This is a genomic window from Limnohabitans sp. (assembly GCF_044361645.1).
GTDB lineage: Bacteria > Pseudomonadota > Gammaproteobacteria > Burkholderiales > Burkholderiaceae_C > Limnohabitans_A.
In genome coordinates this window covers 1-16,989 of sequence record NZ_JBIKIL010000033.1, presented here as the reverse complement: position 1 = coordinate 16,989, position 16,989 = coordinate 1, and the positions used below count along the sequence as shown (strand labels likewise).

At 61.9% G+C, this 16,989-nt stretch carries 13 protein-coding genes; 5 read left to right on the top strand and 8 right to left on the bottom strand.

The annotated features are described in order from the left end of the window. Positions 1-5 precede the first annotated feature (5 nt). Together ACIQ39_RS07085 and gloB are read right to left on the bottom strand one after the other, a co-directional pair. A complete protein-coding gene (locus ACIQ39_RS07085) occupies positions 6-1,685 on the bottom strand; it encodes a transglycosylase SLT domain-containing protein (RefSeq protein ID WP_396433912.1) in 1,680 nt (559 codons plus the stop codon). Continuing rightward, positions 1,682-2,467, bottom strand: coding sequence for a hydroxyacylglutathione hydrolase (gene gloB / locus ACIQ39_RS07080; RefSeq protein ID WP_396433911.1), 786 nt, complete (start codon positions 2,465-2,467; stop codon positions 1,682-1,684). Before gloB ends, ACIQ39_RS07085 begins: the two co-directional genes overlap by 4 nt. On the opposite strand from gloB, the gene ACIQ39_RS07075 reads away from it, so the two are divergent. The 4 genes from ACIQ39_RS07075 to ACIQ39_RS07060 all read left to right on the top strand — a co-directional run bounded on the left by ACIQ39_RS07075 (position 2,466) and on the right by ACIQ39_RS07060 (position 8,452). Beyond that, positions 2,466-3,368, top strand: a complete 903-nt coding sequence (locus ACIQ39_RS07075) for a class I SAM-dependent methyltransferase (protein WP_396433910.1) — start codon at positions 2,466-2,468, stop codon at positions 3,366-3,368. The two genes, gloB and ACIQ39_RS07075, sit on opposite strands and share 2 nt — an antisense overlap. After that, a complete protein-coding gene (gene rnhA / locus ACIQ39_RS07070; protein ID WP_396433909.1) occupies positions 3,355-3,801 on the top strand; it encodes a ribonuclease HI in 447 nt (148 codons plus the stop codon). Before ACIQ39_RS07075 ends, rnhA begins: the two co-directional genes overlap by 14 nt. Before the next feature lie 135 nt (positions 3,802-3,936). Beyond that, on the top strand, positions 3,937-5,382 hold the full coding sequence (locus ACIQ39_RS07065) for an efflux RND transporter periplasmic adaptor subunit (RefSeq protein ID WP_396433908.1): 1,446 nt from the start codon (positions 3,937-3,939) through the stop codon (positions 5,380-5,382). Further along, positions 5,369-8,452: an efflux RND transporter permease subunit gene (locus ACIQ39_RS07060; protein WP_396433907.1), complete on the top strand. Its 3,084-nt coding sequence runs from the start codon at positions 5,369-5,371 to the stop codon at positions 8,450-8,452. Before ACIQ39_RS07065 ends, ACIQ39_RS07060 begins: the two co-directional genes overlap by 14 nt. 89 nt (positions 8,453-8,541) lie before the next feature. On the opposite strand, the gene glp is transcribed toward ACIQ39_RS07060, so the two are convergent. The 5 genes from glp to ACIQ39_RS07035 all read right to left on the bottom strand — a co-directional run bounded on the left by glp (position 8,542) and on the right by ACIQ39_RS07035 (position 15,360). After that, positions 8,542-9,831, bottom strand: a complete 1,290-nt coding sequence (glp, locus tag ACIQ39_RS07055; RefSeq protein WP_396433906.1) for a gephyrin-like molybdotransferase Glp — start codon at positions 9,829-9,831, stop codon at positions 8,542-8,544. Between the two features lie 46 nt (positions 9,832-9,877). After that, positions 9,878-10,510, bottom strand: a complete 633-nt coding sequence (gene mobA, locus ACIQ39_RS07050; protein ID WP_396433905.1) for a molybdenum cofactor guanylyltransferase MobA — start codon at positions 10,508-10,510, stop codon at positions 9,878-9,880. Between the two features lie 5 nt (positions 10,511-10,515). Then, positions 10,516-11,658: a GTP 3',8-cyclase MoaA gene (gene moaA, locus ACIQ39_RS07045; protein ID WP_396433904.1), complete on the bottom strand. Its 1,143-nt coding sequence runs from the start codon at positions 11,656-11,658 to the stop codon at positions 10,516-10,518. A 76-nt stretch (positions 11,659-11,734) separates the two neighbouring features. Further along, entirely contained in the window at positions 11,735-13,168 is a 1,434-nt protein-coding gene (locus ACIQ39_RS07040; protein WP_396433903.1) for an aldehyde dehydrogenase family protein, read from the bottom strand. Between the two features lie 122 nt (positions 13,169-13,290). Next, a complete protein-coding gene (locus tag ACIQ39_RS07035; RefSeq protein WP_396433902.1) occupies positions 13,291-15,360 on the bottom strand; it encodes a sodium-translocating pyrophosphatase in 2,070 nt (689 codons plus the stop codon). 216 nt (positions 15,361-15,576) lie between these two features. Between ACIQ39_RS07035 and ppa the strand changes: the two genes are divergently transcribed. Further along, positions 15,577-16,113 carry an inorganic diphosphatase gene (gene ppa, locus ACIQ39_RS07030; protein ID WP_396433901.1) on the top strand — a complete coding sequence of 179 codons (537 nt, stop codon included), beginning with the start codon at positions 15,577-15,579 and terminating at the stop codon, positions 16,111-16,113. 80 nt (positions 16,114-16,193) lie between these two features. On the opposite strand, the gene ACIQ39_RS07025 is transcribed toward ppa, so the two are convergent. Then, positions 16,194-16,989: GNAT family N-acetyltransferase (locus ACIQ39_RS07025; protein WP_396433900.1), on the bottom strand; the 796-nt coding region annotated here is incomplete at its 5' end.

Below are 16,989 nucleotides of genomic sequence, written 5' to 3'. Positions count from 1 at the left end.
CAGCTTCAGCGTTGAGTAGTGGGCCTGGACTTGGCTTTTGGGGTGTTGCTCGCTTTGGCAGGTGTCGGCTTGCGAGCCGCTTGCACGCGCCGGGTTTGGTTTTTGGCGCCACTGCGGGTGCTTTTCGACGGCACATAGAGCGCCAGTTTTTGGCCAGTGGCCAAGCGGGCGTTGGGCCTGAGGCGGTTCCAGGTTGCCAGGTTTTCAGCCGTTACACCATGCCGCGCGGCGAGGCTGGCTAAGCTGTCACCCTTGCGGGTTTGGATGAAGATTTTGCGCAGCCGAACCTCGGGCGCCAAGAGCAGATGGCCATTGTCGGCCAAGTGTTCGCTCACATCTTTGTCCTTGTAGCCACTTCGGGTGACCAACAAGGTGGAGCCTGCTTTGACCAACATGCGCGCGGGAATGCCGTTGACCGCGCGCAGTTGCTGCACGTTCATGCCCACTTGTTGGGCCACGTCTTCGGCCTTCATGGTGCGCGGTGCTTGCCAAGCTGTCCAGCTGGACAAGCGCCGCTCCTGGTTGGCTTGCAAATTGTTTTCAAACACCGTGGCGTTGTCCCAAGGCAGCAAAATTTGGGGTGTGCCTGCCGCCAAAATCACCGGTCGACTCATGGCCGGGTTCAGTGCTTTGAAGTCGGCCAGGCTGATGTTGGCGAGTTTGGCCGCCATGTCCACGTCGATGTCGCGGTTGATGAGCACGCTTTTGAAAAACGGGTGATTTTGGATCAGTGGCAACTCAGTTTGAAAGGCATCGGGTTGCGCCACGATGTTTTTGACCGCTTGCAGCTTGGGCACGTAATTGCGGGTCTCGTCGGGCATGCGCAAGTCGCTGTAGGTCAGCGGCAGGCCTTGCGCCTTGTTGCGTGCCAGGGCTCGGCCTACGCTGCCCTCGCCCCAGTTGTAGGCAGCCAAGGCCAAGTGCCAGTCCCCAAACATCGTGTGGAGCTTTTGCAGGTAATCCAATGCGGCACGGGTGGATTCCAAAACATCGCGGCGTTCGTCTCGAAACAAGTTTTGCTTGAGGTCAAAGTGCTTGCCGGTCGCGGGCATGAATTGCCACATGCCTGCGGCTTTGGCGCTGGAGACAGCTTGAGGGTTGAAAGCCGATTCGATGAAGGGCAACAAGGCCAATTCTGTCGGCATTTTGCGCCGTTCCAGCTCTTCGACGATGTGAAAAAGATAGGGGCGCGAGCGTTCGGTCATGCGCAGCATGTAGTCGGGGCGGCTGGCATACCATTGCTCTCGGTTGCGCACCAAATCGTTGTCGAGGTCGGGCATGGCAAAGCCCCTGCGGATGCGGTCCCAAATATCGCTGGTGTCTTGCAAGCCGACAGCGGCATGGGGGTTGAGCCTTGTGCCTCGCTCAGCGTCCAGCGCAGGCAGGGCTGGGCTGCCATTCCAGGGGGCAGCTGCTGCTGTGGCAGGCGCTGTGGCGCTGGCCGGCCAAGTGTTCTGGCGCGCGACAGTGGGCGCCGCCAATTCGGGTGCTGGTGCAGGCAATGCCCGTGCAGCGCGGGCCGTCATGGGCGTTTGCACCGTTGCTGGCCTGGCTTGAGGCGCGCCTCTTTGTGCCGTTTGTGGGGCGGTCATGGCGGTCATGGCGCAGCCCGTCAGCCAAGTGGCCACCAGCAAAGCCCCCAGGGGCCGAAAAAAGCGCAGAAATGCAGGGCACAGAGGGTTCATCGAAAGTCGTTTTTCCATTGGCGAAGGGCGGCAAAAACAAGCACATCGTCCGGGGCCGGGTCTGGGGCCAGGCAGGCTTGGCGTGAGACAGACGTGGCCACCGACGGTGTACGGCTGCGTAAAAAGGGGTTGATTGCCCGCTCGGTGTGCAATGCCACAGGCAAAGTGGGCAGGTCTTGCGCACGCAAGCGTGAGCACAGCGCCCAATGTGCCTGCAGCGCCAGATTGTCGGGCTCAACCACCAAGGCAAATTTCAGGTTGGACAGCGTGTATTCGTGCGCGCAGCACACGCGGGTGGCATCGGGCAGGGCGGACAAGCGGTCCAGCGAATCGAGCATTTGTCCGGCGCTGCCTTCAAAAAGGCGGCCGCAACCGCCCGAGAACAAGGTGTCGCCCGGAAAGAGAAGAGGCGCTTGCCCTGCCATCTGCGCCCAAAAAGCAATGTGCCCCAAGGTGTGGCCAGGGACCTCGAGGACGTCGAAACGCAGGCCATGCCAGTCCACGTGGTCTCCTTGGGCAAGTCCTTGCGCTGGGACGGGCATTTTTTCGAGGGCAGGGCCAAAAACCTGTGCGCTGGTGAGGGCCACCAGTTCGACCAAGCCACCGGTGTGATCGGCATGGTGGTGGGTGACTAAAATCGTGTCCAACTGCACACCGGGATGCGCACGCAACCAGGCCAGCACAGGCGCACTGTCACCGGGGTCCACCACCAGGGCATGGTGGTCGTTGTGCAACAACCAAATGTAGTTGTCTGCGAAAGCGTTAAGGGCAATGAGTGTCATGAATCCTTTGATTATAGAAAGCCAGCCACCCACGCCCGAATGGTTGGCCAAGTGGGGTCAGCCCGTGGCTTCTCGTTTGTTGGCTTGGGAGCAGGCCCAGACCGACGCCTTGCTGACCGATGTGTTTGGCTACCATGCGGTTCAGCTGGGTTGTCCCGCGCTGCAGGCTTTGCGCAGCAACCGGATGCCGCACCGCTGGTACGCCCAGCTGGAGTTTGAGTCGCCAAGTCCGACGCCAGCGCCAGGGCCAAACCCGGTGAAAGTCGCTGTGCCCGTTGTGACGTCAGACCCATTGGCCCCATGCACTTGGGTCGCTGACGGTCCTCGCCAGACCGAGGGTCCGCATGTTTGGCTGGACAGCCGTGCGTGGCCCTGGCAAGCCGACAGTTTGGATTTGGTGGTGATGCCGCACACCTTGGAGATGTCGAGCGATCCCCATGCCTGTTTACGCGAGGTTGCGCGGGTGCTGATTCCAGAAGGGCAGTTGTTGATCACGGGTCTGAACCCCTACAGCCTTTGGGGCTTGAAAGCTTGGCATCCGGGCCAGCGTGAACGCTTGGCAAGTCCGTCACTCATCGCTTACCGGCGCATGCGCGATTGGTTGCGTTTGCTCGGGTTTGAGGTGCAAGTGAGCCGATTTGGCGGCTGGACACCGGCCTTGGGCAGTGAGCGCTGGATGCAGCGCCTGCAATGGCTCGATGGCATGGGTGAACGCTGGTGGCCGATTTTGGGCGGGGTTTATTTGTTGATGGCCACAAAACGTGTGCCCGGCGGTCGCTTGCTGGCCTCACGGTCTTGGCGCACGCTGCGCACGGCGGCACCAGCGACTGCGCCGGTGGCGCGAACCGATACCTCCAATGTGAGCCATTTAAATCAAAAGGAATGCTTTGAACCACGTTGAAATACACACCGATGGTGCCTGCAAGGGCAACCCCGGGCCAGGGGGCTGGGGCGTTCGCCTGCAGTCGGGCCAACACACCCAAGAGCTGTGTGGCGGCGAGTTGAACACCACCAACAACCGCATGGAGATGACCGCGGTCATTGAAGCGCTGATGGCACTCAAGCGCCCTTGCCAGGTGACGCTTTATTTGGACAGCGAATATGTGCGCAAAGGCATCACCGAGTGGATTCACGGCTGGAAAGCCCGGGGTTGGCGCACTGCGGCCAAGCAGCCGGTGAAAAACGCCGACCTTTGGCAAAAGTTGGACAGCGTGGTCTCCGGTTCGGGCCACAAGATTGATTGGCGCTGGGTCAAAGGCCACAACGGTGATCCCGGCAACGAGCGGGCCGATGCACTGGCCAACCAAGGTGTGGACAAGGCCTTGGGACGCTGACGCACTTGTTGATCGGTCGCAGCTTTTTGGTCAATTCCATGCCCCGACCCATACCAAGTCACACAGGGCCACGGCCGCGACACCTCGCACTGTTACATTGCTCAAACTTGGGCTAATGCGAACTGAGAGATTTGAATGGCTTACAAAAAGAAATACGCAGCCTTGGCTGTGTCGGGCATCGCCTTGGCCATCGCAGCAGCTTGGTTGTGGCAAAACAAGGCTCCGGCAAGCGATGCGGCCAAAGCAGCGGCGGGGCTTGCGGCTTCCTCAGGTGCTGGCGCAAGCGCAAATGCAGGGGGTCCCCCGGGTGCTGCCGCTGGCGCGCCACCCGGTGCGGCGAAAGCTGGGCCTGCTGCAGCCGCCCCTGCAGGCGGGCCAGCCCGGCCCGCGGCGGTAGAAGTCGCCAAGGTCGAGCGCCTGAGCTTGGTGGATGAAACCCAAGCCGTGGGCAGTTTGCGCTCGCGCCAAGGCGTGATGCTGCGACCTGAAGTGGGTGGCCGTGTCAAACAAATTTTGTTCAACGATGGCCAACGGGTGCGCAAGGGTCAGTTGATGGTGCAGTTCGAAGATCAGCTGCAACAAGCCCAAGTCGCGCAAGCCCGGGCCGAGTTGTCGATTGCCGATGCCAACCACAAACGCAACCAAGAGTTGGTGGCGCAAAACTTCATCAGCCAGCGATCTTTGGAAGAGAGCGCAGCGGCCCTTGAGGTGTCGCGCGCCAAATTGGCACTGGCCCAAGCCACGCTGCAACGCCTGCAGGTGTTGGCCCCGTTTGATGGCACCGTGGGTCTCAAGCAGATCAACGTGGGCGATTACCTCAAAGACGGTGCCGACATGGTCAACGTGGAAGACATTGATGCGGTGCTGCTCGATTTCCGCTTGCCAGAGCGTTTTCAAGCCAAAATCCGCCCGGGGCAAAAGGCTCAACTCACGGTCGATGCTTTGCCGGGGCAGCCCTTCACGGCCATCGTGCAGGCGGTGGACCCCGTGATCGAGCCCAATGGCCGCTCGGTGGGGGTGCGAGGCTGCATTGACAACCGCCAGCAGGCCTTGCGTCCGGGCATGTTCGCCCGTGTCAACGCGGTCTTTGGTTCGCGCGAAAACGCCTTGGTGATTCCTGAAGAGGCCATCGTTCCGGAGGGCGGGCGCACCTTTGTGGTCAAGTTGGTGCCGGGTGAAAAACCCAACAGCTTGGTGTCAGAACGGGTGGCCGTGAAAGTGGGTTTGCGCCAGCCAGGCAAAGTGGAGATCGTGGAAGGCCTGGCGGCGGGTGACACCGTGGTCACGGCAGGGCACCAGCGTTTGCAAAAAAATGGCTCGGCCGTGCGCGTTGTGGACTTGTCGCAAGCCGGAGGCGGTGGCGGTAAGCGTCCTGCTGGCGCGCCGGGTCAGCCCGGCGGTGCAGGCGCAGGCGCAGGTGCTGGTGCTGGTGCTGGTGGCAGCTTGCCGGGGCCTGCTGCCCAAGGCCTTGCCCCATCAGCCGAGCGCACGGCAGGAGCTGCTGCAAAACCAGCCCCGCCCCGCCCGGTGGCCCTGTCCGGCCCCAACCCTTGCGCAAGGGGTGCTGATGCAACTCGCTGAAGTCTCCATCCGGCGGCCCGTGTTGGCCGTGGTCATGTCCTTGCTGATCGTGCTGATTGGCTTGGTCAGTTTCAACAGCTTGTCACTGCGCGAATACCCCAAGATTGACGAACCCACGGTCACGGTGACCACCCGCTATGCCGGCGCATCGGCCGAGGTGATCGAGTCGCAAGTCACCAAACCGCTGGAAGACTCCATCGCCGGCATTGACGCGGTGGACGTCATCACCTCCATCAGCCGGGCCGAGCAGTCTCAAATCACGGTGCGCTTTCGTCTCGAAAAAGACGCAGACACCGCTGCTGCTGAAGTGCGTGACCGCACCTCTCGGGTGCGCAACCGCCTGCCCCAAGCGATCGACGAGCCGGTCATTGCCAAGGTGGAGGCCGATGCTTTTCCGGTGATCTGGCTGGCCTTTTCCAGCGACACCTTGAATGCTTTGCAAATCAACGACTTGGTCAACCGCGTGGTCAAGCCGCGCCTGCAAACCGTGACTGGGGTGGCCGATGTGCGCATTTTTGGCGAGCGCAAGTACGCCATGCTGGTCTCGCTTGATCATGCGCGTTTGTCGTCTTACAAGCTCACGCCGCAAGATGTCGAAGACGCCATTCGGCGCAACAATTTGGAGTTGCCTGCCGGCCGCATTGAGTCGACCAGCCGAGAGTTCAGTGTCTCCTCGCAAACCAACCTGAGCCTTCCAAGCCAGTTTGGCGACATCGTGCTTCGCAGCGTCAATGGCTTTCCGGTCAAGCTGCGCGATGTGGCGCAAATCCGCGAAGGCGCGGCCAATGACCGCAGTTTGGTGCGCCTGAACGGCCAATCGGCCATCTCGGCCGGGGTGATCCGCCAAGCCACAGCCAACCCGCTGGATTTGTCGGCCGGGGTGCGGGAGATGATTCCCCGCTTGAAGGCCGATTTGCCGGCCGACATGTCAATTGACATTGCCAACGACAACTCGGTTTTCATCGACCGCTCGATCAAAAGCGTGTTCACCACCATCGTCGAAGCCGTGGTGCTGGTGGCCTTGGTGATCTTTGTCTTTTTGCGCACTGTGCGTGCGTCCATCATCCCCATCATCACCATTCCTGTGAGCTTGATTGGCGCGTTTGCCATGATGGCTTTGGCCGGGTTCACCATCAACACCCTGACCTTGCTGGCCTTGGTGCTGGCCATTGGTTTGGTGGTGGACGATGCCATCGTGGTGCTGGAGAACATTTACCGACACATTGAAGAGGGGCTGGACCCGTTTTCTGCCGCCATCAAAGGTGTGCGCGAAATCAGTTTTGCCGTGGTGGCCATGACCATGACGCTGGCCGCCGTGTTTGCGCCCTTGGCCTTCACACCCGGGCGCACCGGCAAACTGTTTGGCGAATTTGCGCTGGCTTTGGCCGGTGCGGTGATCGTGTCCGGTTTTGTGGCGCTCACCCTGGCACCCATGCTCAGCGCCAAACTGCTGCGCCATAACCCCAACCCGAGCTGGTTTGACCGGACCATGGAGCGCTGGCTCACGGCGCTGTCCAATGGGTATGAGCGTTCTTTGCGCCTGATCCTGACGCGTGCCCGGTGGGCCGTGGTGCTGGTCATGCTCGGATCGGGCGTGGGCATCGCGCTGATTTACCCGACCATGAAGCAAGAGCTGGCACCGCTGGAAGACCGGGGCACGATTTTGGCCAGAGTCAGCGCGCCGGATGGCTCGACACTGGAGTTCACCGACCGCTATGCCCAGATGATCGAAAAAATCGGGCAGTCTTACCCTGAGTTCGACCGCATTTTTGCCAGCATGGGCAACCCCACGGTAGGTGAAGGGGCGGTCATTTTCCGCGCCGTGGACTGGGACGAGCGCAAACGCACCACCATGGAGATGGCGCGTGACATGGCCCCCAAAATGGGTGGCTTGCCGGGGGTGAATGCCTTTCCCATCACCCCCCCCTCGCTGGGTCAGGGCTTTCGCGAACGGCCCTTGAACTTCGTCATTCAGACCTCGGAGAGCTACCAAAATTTGAACGCAGTGGCGCGTCAAATGATGGACGAAATCGCCAAAAACCCCGGTATCTTGCAGCCCGACGTTGACCTGCGTTTGAACAAACCCGAACTGCGCATTGAGGTCGACCGCGTGAAAGCCGCCGAACTGGGCGTGAGTGTCGATGTGGTTGCCCGCACCCTCGAGACCATGCTGGGGGGCCGGGTGGTGACGCGTTACAAACGCGATGCCGAGCAGTACGACGTGATCGTGCAGACCTTGCCCTCGGCGCGCAACACGCCCGACGACATCGACGTGATCCAGGTGCGCGGGCGCAACGACACCATGATCCCGCTGTCGAGCTTGGTCAAGTTGAGCGAAAGCGTGTCGCCGCGCGAGCTGAACCACTTCGGTCAACGCCGCTCGGTCTCCATCACCGCCAACCTGGCAGCCGACTACTCGCTGGGCCAGGCGATTGAGTTCATGGACGACACGGCGGCCAAAATTTTGAAGCCCGGTTACACCACCGAGTTGAATGGCATCTCGCGTGAATTCAAAAACGCCCAAGGCGCACTGGTGGTGGTTTTTGTGTTGGCGCTGGTGTTCATTTTCTTGGTCATGGCCGCGCAATTTGAAAGTTTTGTCGACCCATTTGTGATTTTGTTGTCGGTGCCCTTGTCCATGATCGGGGCGCTCTTGGCGCTCAAATTCACGGGCGGGTCGCTCAATGTGTACTCGCAGATCGGCTTGATCACCTTGGTCGGCCTGATCACCAAGCATGGCATCTTGATTGTGGAATTCACCAACCAACTGCGCGAACGCGGCATGGACATGCAAGAGGCGTTGATCAAGGCCTCGGCCCAGCGCCTGCGCCCCATTTTGATGACCACCGGTGCCATGGTGCTGGGCGCGGTGCCGCTGGCGCTGGCCACGGGTGCGGGGGCTGAAAGCCGCACCCAAATCGGCTGGGTGATTGTGGGCGGCATGAGTCTGGGCAGCTTGCTGGCCATCTTTGTGGTGCCCACCATGTATTCGCTGCTGGCGCGCAAGGCGGTGCCGGGGCCCAATAAGGCGGTGGCGAACGACGCCCCACACGAAGCGGCGTCGCACTGAAGTTGTGGGCCGTTGGAGGCTGCGACATGCGCAAACAGTGAAAAAAGCGGCCCAGGCTGCTTTTTTCATGGGTTTTCAGTGGGCTGTGTTCAAAGGTGCCCGTCAAACATCATCACATCGACCGCATCGCCCACGGCCACATGGCCTTGGGTGTGGCCCAGCACAATCAAGCCGTTGGCCTGCACCATGGAGCTGAGCACGCCCGAGCCCTGGTTGCCGGTGATGCTGACCTGCAACTCGCCCGCCGCGTTGGTGCTGACCATGCCGCGCTGGTACTCGGTGCGGCCGGGTTTTTTGCGCAAGGCTTCCAGGCTTTTGGCTTTGAGCAAGGGCAAGGCAGGCGCTTGCCAGCCCATGAGCTGCTGCAGGGCAGGGCGCACAAAGGCGGCAAAGGTCACCATCACCGCCACCGGGTTGCCCGGCAAGCCAAACAGCACGGCCGAGCGCTCGCCTTGCGTGATGCGGCCCACCGCCATGGGGCGGCCCGGGCGCATGGCGATGCGCCAAAACGCCACATCCCCCAGCTTTTTCATCATGGCCTTGGTGTGGTCGGCCTCGCCCACACTCACACCGCCGCTGGTGACGATGGCGTCGGCCTGCGCGGCGGCATCCACAAAGGCTTGCTCCAGCGCGGCCGGGTCGTCGCGCACCACGCCCATGTCGACGAGCTCGCAGCCCAGCGCCTGCACCAGGCCGGCCACGGTGTAGCGGTTGCTGTCGTACACCGCGCCTTCGCGGGGGGCTTCGCCCAGGCTCAAGATTTCGTCACCGGTTGAGAAGTAAGCCACCTTGGGTCTGCGCCAAACGGTGACGGTGGGCAGCCCCAGGCTGGCCAGCAGGCCACAGGCGGCGGGTGTCAATTTCGCCCCGGCGGACAAGGCGGCTTGGCCCGCCATCAGGTCTTCGCCCAGCAAGCGGCGGTTATCGCCCGCTTGCAGCAAGCCGGGCGGCACCAGCACGGTGTCCTTGTCGGTTTTCACCAGTTCTTGCGGGGCCACGGTGTCCAGCCCGGTGGGCATGATGGCCCCGGTCATGATGCGCACGCACTCACCCGCTTGCACCGTGCCTTGCCAAGCCGCGCCAGCGAAGGCGGTGCCCACGACCTTGAAGCGGCTCGCTTGTCCGGCTTGGAGATCAGCCCCGCGCAGGGCAAAGCCGTCCATGGCCGAGTTGTCGTGCGGCGGCACGCTGATGGGCGAGACCACGTCTTGCGCCAGGATGCGGCCGTGTGCCTGCATCAGCGGCACGCTTTCTTGTTCGCGCACGGGTTGCACCAGCTGGGCCAAAAACGCGTTGACCTGGTTGGCCGACAAGGCCTGCGGGTCGTAGCCTTGCAGGCGTTCGGCGATCTGGTCAAGGGACAGGGCAGGGGTGGTCATGGCTGTAGCAATGGCGATGGGGCACGGCGCAGCCGTGCGGCACGTGTCAAAGGGCTTCGAGTTGCTGCAATTCGGCCAGCGTGTTGGCGTTGGAAAAAGCATGCGGGCTGTCGCCTGGCCTGTCAAAGGGCACCGTCGCGCAGCGGTGTTGAGCGGTCCAAGCATCGATCTTGCGGCCACCGCTTTGGGTGAACTTGACCAGACTTTCGAGCAAATCCAGCTTGAGCAAGCAAAACACCGGTTGGGGGCGCACCGTGCCATCGGCTTCGGGGGCTGCGGCCATGGCCATGTCGGCGTCCTGGTCGTGCAGGGCCTGCAACAGACGCTCCACCAAATCGAGCGGAAACAGCGGCGAGTCGCAAGGCACGGTGAGCAAGAGCGGCGTTTCGCAGCGCTCAAGGCCCGTCAAAAAGCCCGCCAAAGGCCCGGCAAAACCGTCGATGCTGTCAGGCCAAACGGCCACACCCAGCGATTCGTAGGCGGCCAAGTTGCGGTTGGCGTTGACCATCACTTCTTGCAGCGGCAGGCTTTGCAGCTGCAAGCGCATCAGGGTTTGCAAGGCCAAGGGCAGACCGTGGAAGTTTTGCAAACCTTTGTCGGTGCCGCCCATGCGAGAGCCGCGCCCACCTGCGAGGATGAGGCCGGTGATGCCCGGTGCGCTCTGGTTATGGGGGGTCATGGCTTTTAGCCTCCGATGTAGCTCATTTCCACCCGGCGGCCGGGGCCGCTGGCGGTGTCCGGCCCGCGCAGGCTGCGCAGCACCGAGTATTGGTCGGTGCGCCCGCGCCAAATGGCGTCCACCGTCTGGGCCAGCGTGTGCTCGCTTTGCGCCGGGTCACGCAAGAGCTGGCGCAAGTCATAACCCTGGCTGGCAAACAAGCACAAATACAAACGGCCTTCGGTGGACAGGCGGGCGCGGTTGCAGTCGCCGCAAAAGGCCTGCGTCACGCTGCTGATCACGCCCACCTCGCCCAGCGCCGGGTCGTGCTCGCCTTGGGCGTTGGCATAACCCCAGCGCTCGGCGGTCTCGCCGGGGGCAGCCGGGTCCAGTTGCACCAGGGGCAGCTCGGCATGCAGGCGGCGCACCACCTCGGCGCTGGGCAGCACCTCGTCCATGCACCAACCGTTGGTCGCGCCCACGTCCATGTATTCGATGAAGCGCAGCACAATGCCCGTGCCTTGGAAGTGCCGGGCCATGGGCAAAATTTCGTGCTCATTGGTGCCGCGCTTGACCACCATGTTGACCTTGATCGGCCCCAGCCCCGCTGCACGTGCGGCCTCGATCCCGGCCAGCACATCGGCCACCGGAAAGTCCACGTCGTTCATCTGGCGAAAGACCGTGTCGTCCAGCCCGTCCAGGCTGACGGTGACGCGCTGCAAGCCAGCGTCTTTCAGGCTTTGCGCTTTGCGCGCCAGCAGCGAGCCGTTGGTGGTCAGGGTCAAATCCAGCGGCAAACCGTCAGGTGTGCGCAGGGCGGCCAGTTGGGCCACCAAAATTTCGATGTTTTTGCGCAGCAGCGGTTCACCGCCGGTGAGGCGGATTTTGCGCACGCCCCGGCCCACAAACACGCTGGCGATGCGGGTGATCTCTTCAAAGCTCAGCAACTGGCTGTGCGGCAGGTAGGCGTAGTCCTTGTCAAAGACTTCCTTGGGCATGCAGTAACTGCACCGGAAGTTGCAGCGGTCGGTCACGCTGATGCGCAAATCGGTCAGCGGGCGGCGCAGAGTGTCCAGCGGCAATGCGCTCAGGTCATGCCCCGCGGGCAGCGGGGGCAAAGGCAAGCTGGGGTGGCGCTGCTCAAGCAGCGGAATGACGCGTTCAGACATAGCCGTCAATTGTGCCCGAGCCGCCTGCCCCATGAAGCTGCATGGTCAAGGGTGATTTCTTGGGCCCTGCCTTGGCTCAACCGTGCGCAATCGCCACCGTCTTGAGGGTGGTGAAGCCCAGCAGCGCTTCAAAGCCTTTTTCGCGGCCGTAGCCCGACGACTTGACGCCGCCAAAGGGCAGCTCCACGCCACCGCCTGCGCCGTAGTTGTTGATGAACACCTGGCCGCTGCGCACCCGCTTGGCCATGCGGAACTGGCGCCCACCGTCACGCGTCCAAATGCCTGCCACCAGGCCAAACGCGGTGGCATTGGCCAAGGCCACCGCATGGTCTTCGTCTGCAAAAGGCATGGCCGACAGCACCGGGCCAAACACTTCTTCTTGCGCCAGGCGGTGCAGCACCGGCACATCGCGCAGCAAAGTGGGGGCTTGGTAAAAGCCGCCCTTGGGCACACCCGGGGCGATTTGGCCTTGCGCCACAGTGGCGATGCCGTCGGCGCGGGCTTGCTCCAAAAAGCCAGTGACGCGCGCCAACTGGCTGGCGCGGATCAGCGGCCCCAAATCCAAGTTCATGGCGGCCGAGCCCACCTGCAGGCGGCCAAAGGCCTCGCCCAGGCGCTTGAGCAGTGGCTCGTAAATGCCTTGCTGAATCAACACGCGTGAGCCTGCGCTGCAGGTCTGGCCGGCGTTTTGCACGATGGCGTTGACCACCACCGGAATGGCCGCGTCCAAATCGGCGTCGTGAAAAATGATTTGTGGGCTCTTGCCGCCCAGCTCCAGCGTCACCGGGCAGTGCCGCTCGGCGGCCACTTGCTGGATGAGTGTGCCCACGCTGGGGCTGCCGGTGAAGCTGATGTGGTCAATGCCCGGGTGGCGCGCCAGCGCGTCGCCCACCTCGTGGCCGTAACCGGTGACGATGTTGATGGCCCCGGCCGGAAAGCCCACCTCGGCCGCCAACTGCGCCACGCGGATCAGGCTCAGGCAGGCGTCTTCGGCCGGTTTGACCACGCAGGCGTTGCCCGCTGCCAAGGCCCCGCCCACGCTGCGCCCAAAAATTTGCATCGGGTAGTTCCAGGGGATCACATGGCCCGTCACGCCATGCGGCTCGCGCCAGGTCAACACGCTGTAGCCGTTTTGGTAGGGCAGGGTCTCGCCGTGCAGCTTGTCGCACGAGCCCGCATAAAACTCAAAATAACGCGCCAAAGCCACCGAGTCGGCAGCGGCCTGTTTGGTCGGCTTGCCGCAGTCGCGTTGCTCCAACATGGCCAGCTCGGCGGCGTGTTCGCTCACTTTTTGCGACAGCTTCATGAGCAAGCGACCGCGCTCCATGGCGCTCAGCTTGCCCCATGGCCCATTGAAGGCAGCCCTGGCGGCATGCACGGCGGCATCGATGTCGGCGGCTTGGCTGCGCGGGATTTGATCGAACACCTGCCCGTCAGACGGGTCGAGCACGTCAATGCTTTGCCCGGCCAAGGCGGGTGTGGATTGGTTGGCGATGAAGTTCATTTGCATAGGCGCATTGTGTGCCCTCCGCAAATTTTGAAAATCACCCATGAGACAAGCACGCACAAAGCCTCAACAAGCGCCATGAAAAAGGCCCGCCGAAGCGGGCCCGTCAAACCGTGCAAAAAAGATCAGCTGCCGTGAACCTGCATGACCAAGGGCACGATCAACAGCGCCACGATGTTGATGATCTTGATCAGCGGGTTGATGGCGGGGCCAGCGGTGTCCTTGTAAGGGTCACCCACGGTGTCACCGGTCACGGCTGCCTTGTGGGCCTCGCTGCCCTTGCCGCCGTGGTGACCGTCTTCGATGTATTTCTTGGCGTTGTCCCACGCACCGCCGCCGGTGCACATGGAAATGGCCACAAACAGGCCGGTGATGATGGTGCCCATCAACAAACCGCCCAGCGCCTTGGGCCCCAGGATCAGGCCCACCAGCACCGGCACGACCACCGGCAACAAGCTGGGGACGACCATTTCCTTGATGGCGGCCGTGGTCAGCATGTCCACAGCCTTGCCGTATTCGGGTTTGGCCGTGCCTTCCATGATGCCGGGGATCTCCTTGAACTGGCGGCGCACCTCGACCACCACGCTGCCTGCAGCCCGGCCCACCGCTTCCATGGCCATGGCGCCAAACAAGTAGGGGATCAGCCCGCCAATGAACAGCCCAATGATGACCAGGGGGTCGGACAAGTCAAAGCTGATGGCCTTGCCGTAGGCCTCCAGTTTGTGCGTGTAGTCGGCAAACAGCACCAGCGAGGCCAGGCCTGCCGAGCCAATGGCGTAACCCTTGGTCACGGCCTTGGTGGTGTTGCCCACGGCATCCAGCGGGTCGGTGATGTCGCGCACACTGCTGGGCATTTCGGCCATTTCGGCAATGCCGCCCGCGTTGTCGGTGATGGGGCCATAAGCGTCCAGCGCCACCACGATGCCCGCCATGCTCAGCATCGAGGTGGCTGCAATGGCAATGCCATACAAGCCGCCCAAGGCGTAAGCTGTCCAGATGGCCAGACAGACAAACATCACAGGCCAGGCGGTGGAGCGCATCGACACCCCCAAACCGGCAATGATGTTGGTGCCGTGACCGGTGGTCGAGGCCTGTGCGATGTGTTGCACCGGAGCGTACTGGGTGCCGGTGTAGAACTCGGTGATCCACACCAATGCAGCGGTGAGCACCAAACCGACCGCGCAAGCCCCAAACAGCCGAATTTGCGCCCCACTGCCACCCAAGGCGTTGTCGGGCATCAACCAGATGGTGACAAAGTAAAAGGCGATCAAGGACAGCACGCCCGAGATGGCCAAGCCTTTGTAGAGCGCAGGCATCACATTGGTCATGCCCGGCGAGGCCTTGACGAAGAAGCAACCAATGATGGAGGCGATGATGGACACCGCGCCCAAAGCCAGCGGGTACAGCACGGCCTGACCCGGGGCCGCCGAAATCAGCAAGGCCCCCAGCACCATGGTGGCGATCAAGGTCACGGCATAGGTCTCGAACAAGTCGGCGGCCATGCCGGCACAGTCGCCCACGTTGTCGCCCACGTTGTCGGCAATCACAGCGGGGTTGCGCGGATCGTCCTCGGGAATGCCCGCTTCCACTTTGCCCACCAGGTCGGCACCCACGTCAGCGCCCTTGGTGAAAATGCCGCCGCCCAGTCGGGCAAAAATCGAGATCAGCGAGGAGCCAAAGGCAAAGCCAATCAAGGGGTTGAGCATGTTGGCCAGATTTTTGTCAGGCGTGAAGTTGCCGTTGCCCACCAAAAACCAGTAAAAACCGGACACACCCAACAAACCCAAGCCCACCACCAGCATGCCGGTGATGGCACCACCCCGAAACGCCACATCCAGCGCCGGGCCAATGCCTTTGGTGGCGGCCTGGGCCGTGCGCACATTGGCTTTGACCGACACATTCATGCCAATAAAGCCACAAGCGCCCGAAAGCACCGCACCGATCACGAATCCGATGGCGGTGATGCCATCCAGAAAGATGGCCATCAAGATGGTCAGCACGACACCGACGATGGCGATGGTTTTGTATTGCCGGGCCAGATAGGCGGCAGCACCGGCCTGAATGGCGGCTGCAATTTCCTGCATCCGGTCATTGCCGGCGTCTTGAGAAAGGATCCACCCACGGGCCCAAATGCCATAAGCCACGGCAATCAGACCGCACACGAGCGCCAAAATGAGCGCTGAATTTCCTGTCATCGTTGAACTCCTCGATGGTTGTCGCAGAACAGAGGGGCAACGCACTGGAGACCCCTCCACGGCGTTGCTTCCTCGATCACCGAAACCGGAGAACGATTGGCCAACAATTCATTAAAGCGGCCAAACTGGGTTTTGCGCAAGGCTTGTGAAAGTAAAATCGGGGTTAATCCCTAGCGATGACTGTTTTTCTTAACTTTTCACAAAGAGACCCGCAAGATGTCCCTCGACAACGTGACCCCCGGCAGCAAAGCACCCGAGACCTTCAACGTGATCATCGAAATCCCGATGAACTCCGATCCGATCAAGTACGAAGTGGACAAGGAAACCGGCGCCTTGTTCGTGGACCGTTTCATGACCACCGCCATGCACTACCCCACCAATTACGGTTACGTGCCCCAAACCCTGTCTGGCGATGGAGACCCGGTGGATGTGTTGGTGATCACCCCTTACGCCTTGCACCCCGGTGTGGTGGTGCCCTGCCGCGCCTTGGGCATTTTGATGATGGAAGACGAGGCAGGAGTGGACGGCAAAGTGATTGCTGTGCCGACCAGCAAAATTTTGCCAATGTACGACCACTGGCAAGACATCTCGGATGTGAACGCGATGCGCCGCAACGCGATTGCCCACTTCTTTGAGCACTACAAAGACCTTGAAAAAGGCAAGTGGGTCAAAGTGCTGGGCTGGGAAGGCAAGGGCTCTGCCCACAAGGAAATCCTGGACGGCATCGCGGCCTACAACAAAACCAAGGCCTGATGGGGCGGGTTTAGCGCTCGTCCCTTGAGCGCTTGCCACACTGTGAACGCCTGCCCGGCTTGCGCCGCGCTGGCGTTTTTTTATGGGGCCTTCTTCAAAGGCGAGTGCTGCTGCAACGCTTCCAGGTAGTTCTCCACCCCTGCTTTTTCCCGCTCCAGAAACCGCGCCACGGCTTCTGAAAACCCTGGGTGCGACAGCCAGTGGGCGCTGTGCGTGGGCGTGGGCAGCAGGGCGCGGGCCATTTTGTGCTCGCCTTGTGCACCGCCCTCAAAGCGCTTGACGCCGTTGTCAATGCACCATTCGATGGGCTGGTAATAGCAAGCCTCAAAGTGCAGACAGTCCACCCGCGCGAGGGCCCCCCAGTAACGGCCATAAGCCACTTCGGGCTGACCAGCGGCGTCCAAGTGCAGGCCGATCAGGCTGATGCCCATCGGCTGTGCCTCGTGTTCGGCCACAAACAGCAGCCAGTTTTGCGGCATATCGGTGCGCATGGACTCGAAAAACGCCGGGGTCAAGTAGGGCGGGTTGCCGTGTTCCCAATAGGTTTGCTGGTAGCAGCGCAGCAGGAATGCCCAGTCGCCTTCCGTCATGTCGGGGCCGCGCACGGCGCGAAACGTGACGCCCGCCTCCTGCACTTTGCGGCGTTCTTGCCGGATTTTTTTGCGCTTTTCTTGCGTCAGGCTGGCCAAAAAGTCATCGAAGTCGCGCCAGCCCTGGTTTTGCCAGTGGAACTGCACTTGGTCACGTTGCAGCAGGCCTGCTTTTTCGCAGGCCTGCAGGTCTTGTGCGCTGCCAAACAGGATGTGCAGCGAGGGGATGTTGTTGGTTTGGCAGATGTCCAGCAAGGCGGCCAGCAGGGCCTGGCGGGCGTCGTCA

Coding starts and splice junctions, on each gene's coding strand:
- ACIQ39_RS07085 (WP_396433912.1), bottom strand. CDS start 1,685: ATGAACCCTCTGTGCCCTGCATTTCTGCGCTTTTTTCGGCCCCTGGGG.
- ACIQ39_RS07075 (WP_396433910.1), top strand. CDS start 2,466: ATGAATCCTTTGATTATAGAAAGCCAGCCACCCACGCCCGAATGGTTG.
- gloB (WP_396433911.1), bottom strand. CDS start 2,467: ATGACACTCATTGCCCTTAACGCTTTCGCAGACAACTACATTTGGTTG.
- ACIQ39_RS07065 (WP_396433908.1), top strand. CDS start 3,937: ATGGCTTACAAAAAGAAATACGCAGCCTTGGCTGTGTCGGGCATCGCC.
- ACIQ39_RS07060 (WP_396433907.1), top strand. CDS start 5,369: ATGCAACTCGCTGAAGTCTCCATCCGGCGGCCCGTGTTGGCCGTGGTC.
- glp (WP_396433906.1), bottom strand. CDS start 9,831: ATGACCACCCCTGCCCTGTCCCTTGACCAGATCGCCGAACGCCTGCAA.
- mobA (WP_396433905.1), bottom strand. CDS start 10,510: ATGACCCCCCATAACCAGAGCGCACCGGGCATCACCGGCCTCATCCTC.
- moaA (WP_396433904.1), bottom strand. CDS start 11,658: ATGTCTGAACGCGTCATTCCGCTGCTTGAGCAGCGCCACCCCAGCTTG.
- ACIQ39_RS07040 (WP_396433903.1), bottom strand. CDS start 13,168: ATGCAAATGAACTTCATCGCCAACCAATCCACACCCGCCTTGGCCGGG.
- ACIQ39_RS07035 (WP_396433902.1), bottom strand. CDS start 15,360: ATGACAGGAAATTCAGCGCTCATTTTGGCGCTCGTGTGCGGTCTGATT.
- ppa (WP_396433901.1), top strand. CDS start 15,577: ATGTCCCTCGACAACGTGACCCCCGGCAGCAAAGCACCCGAGACCTTC.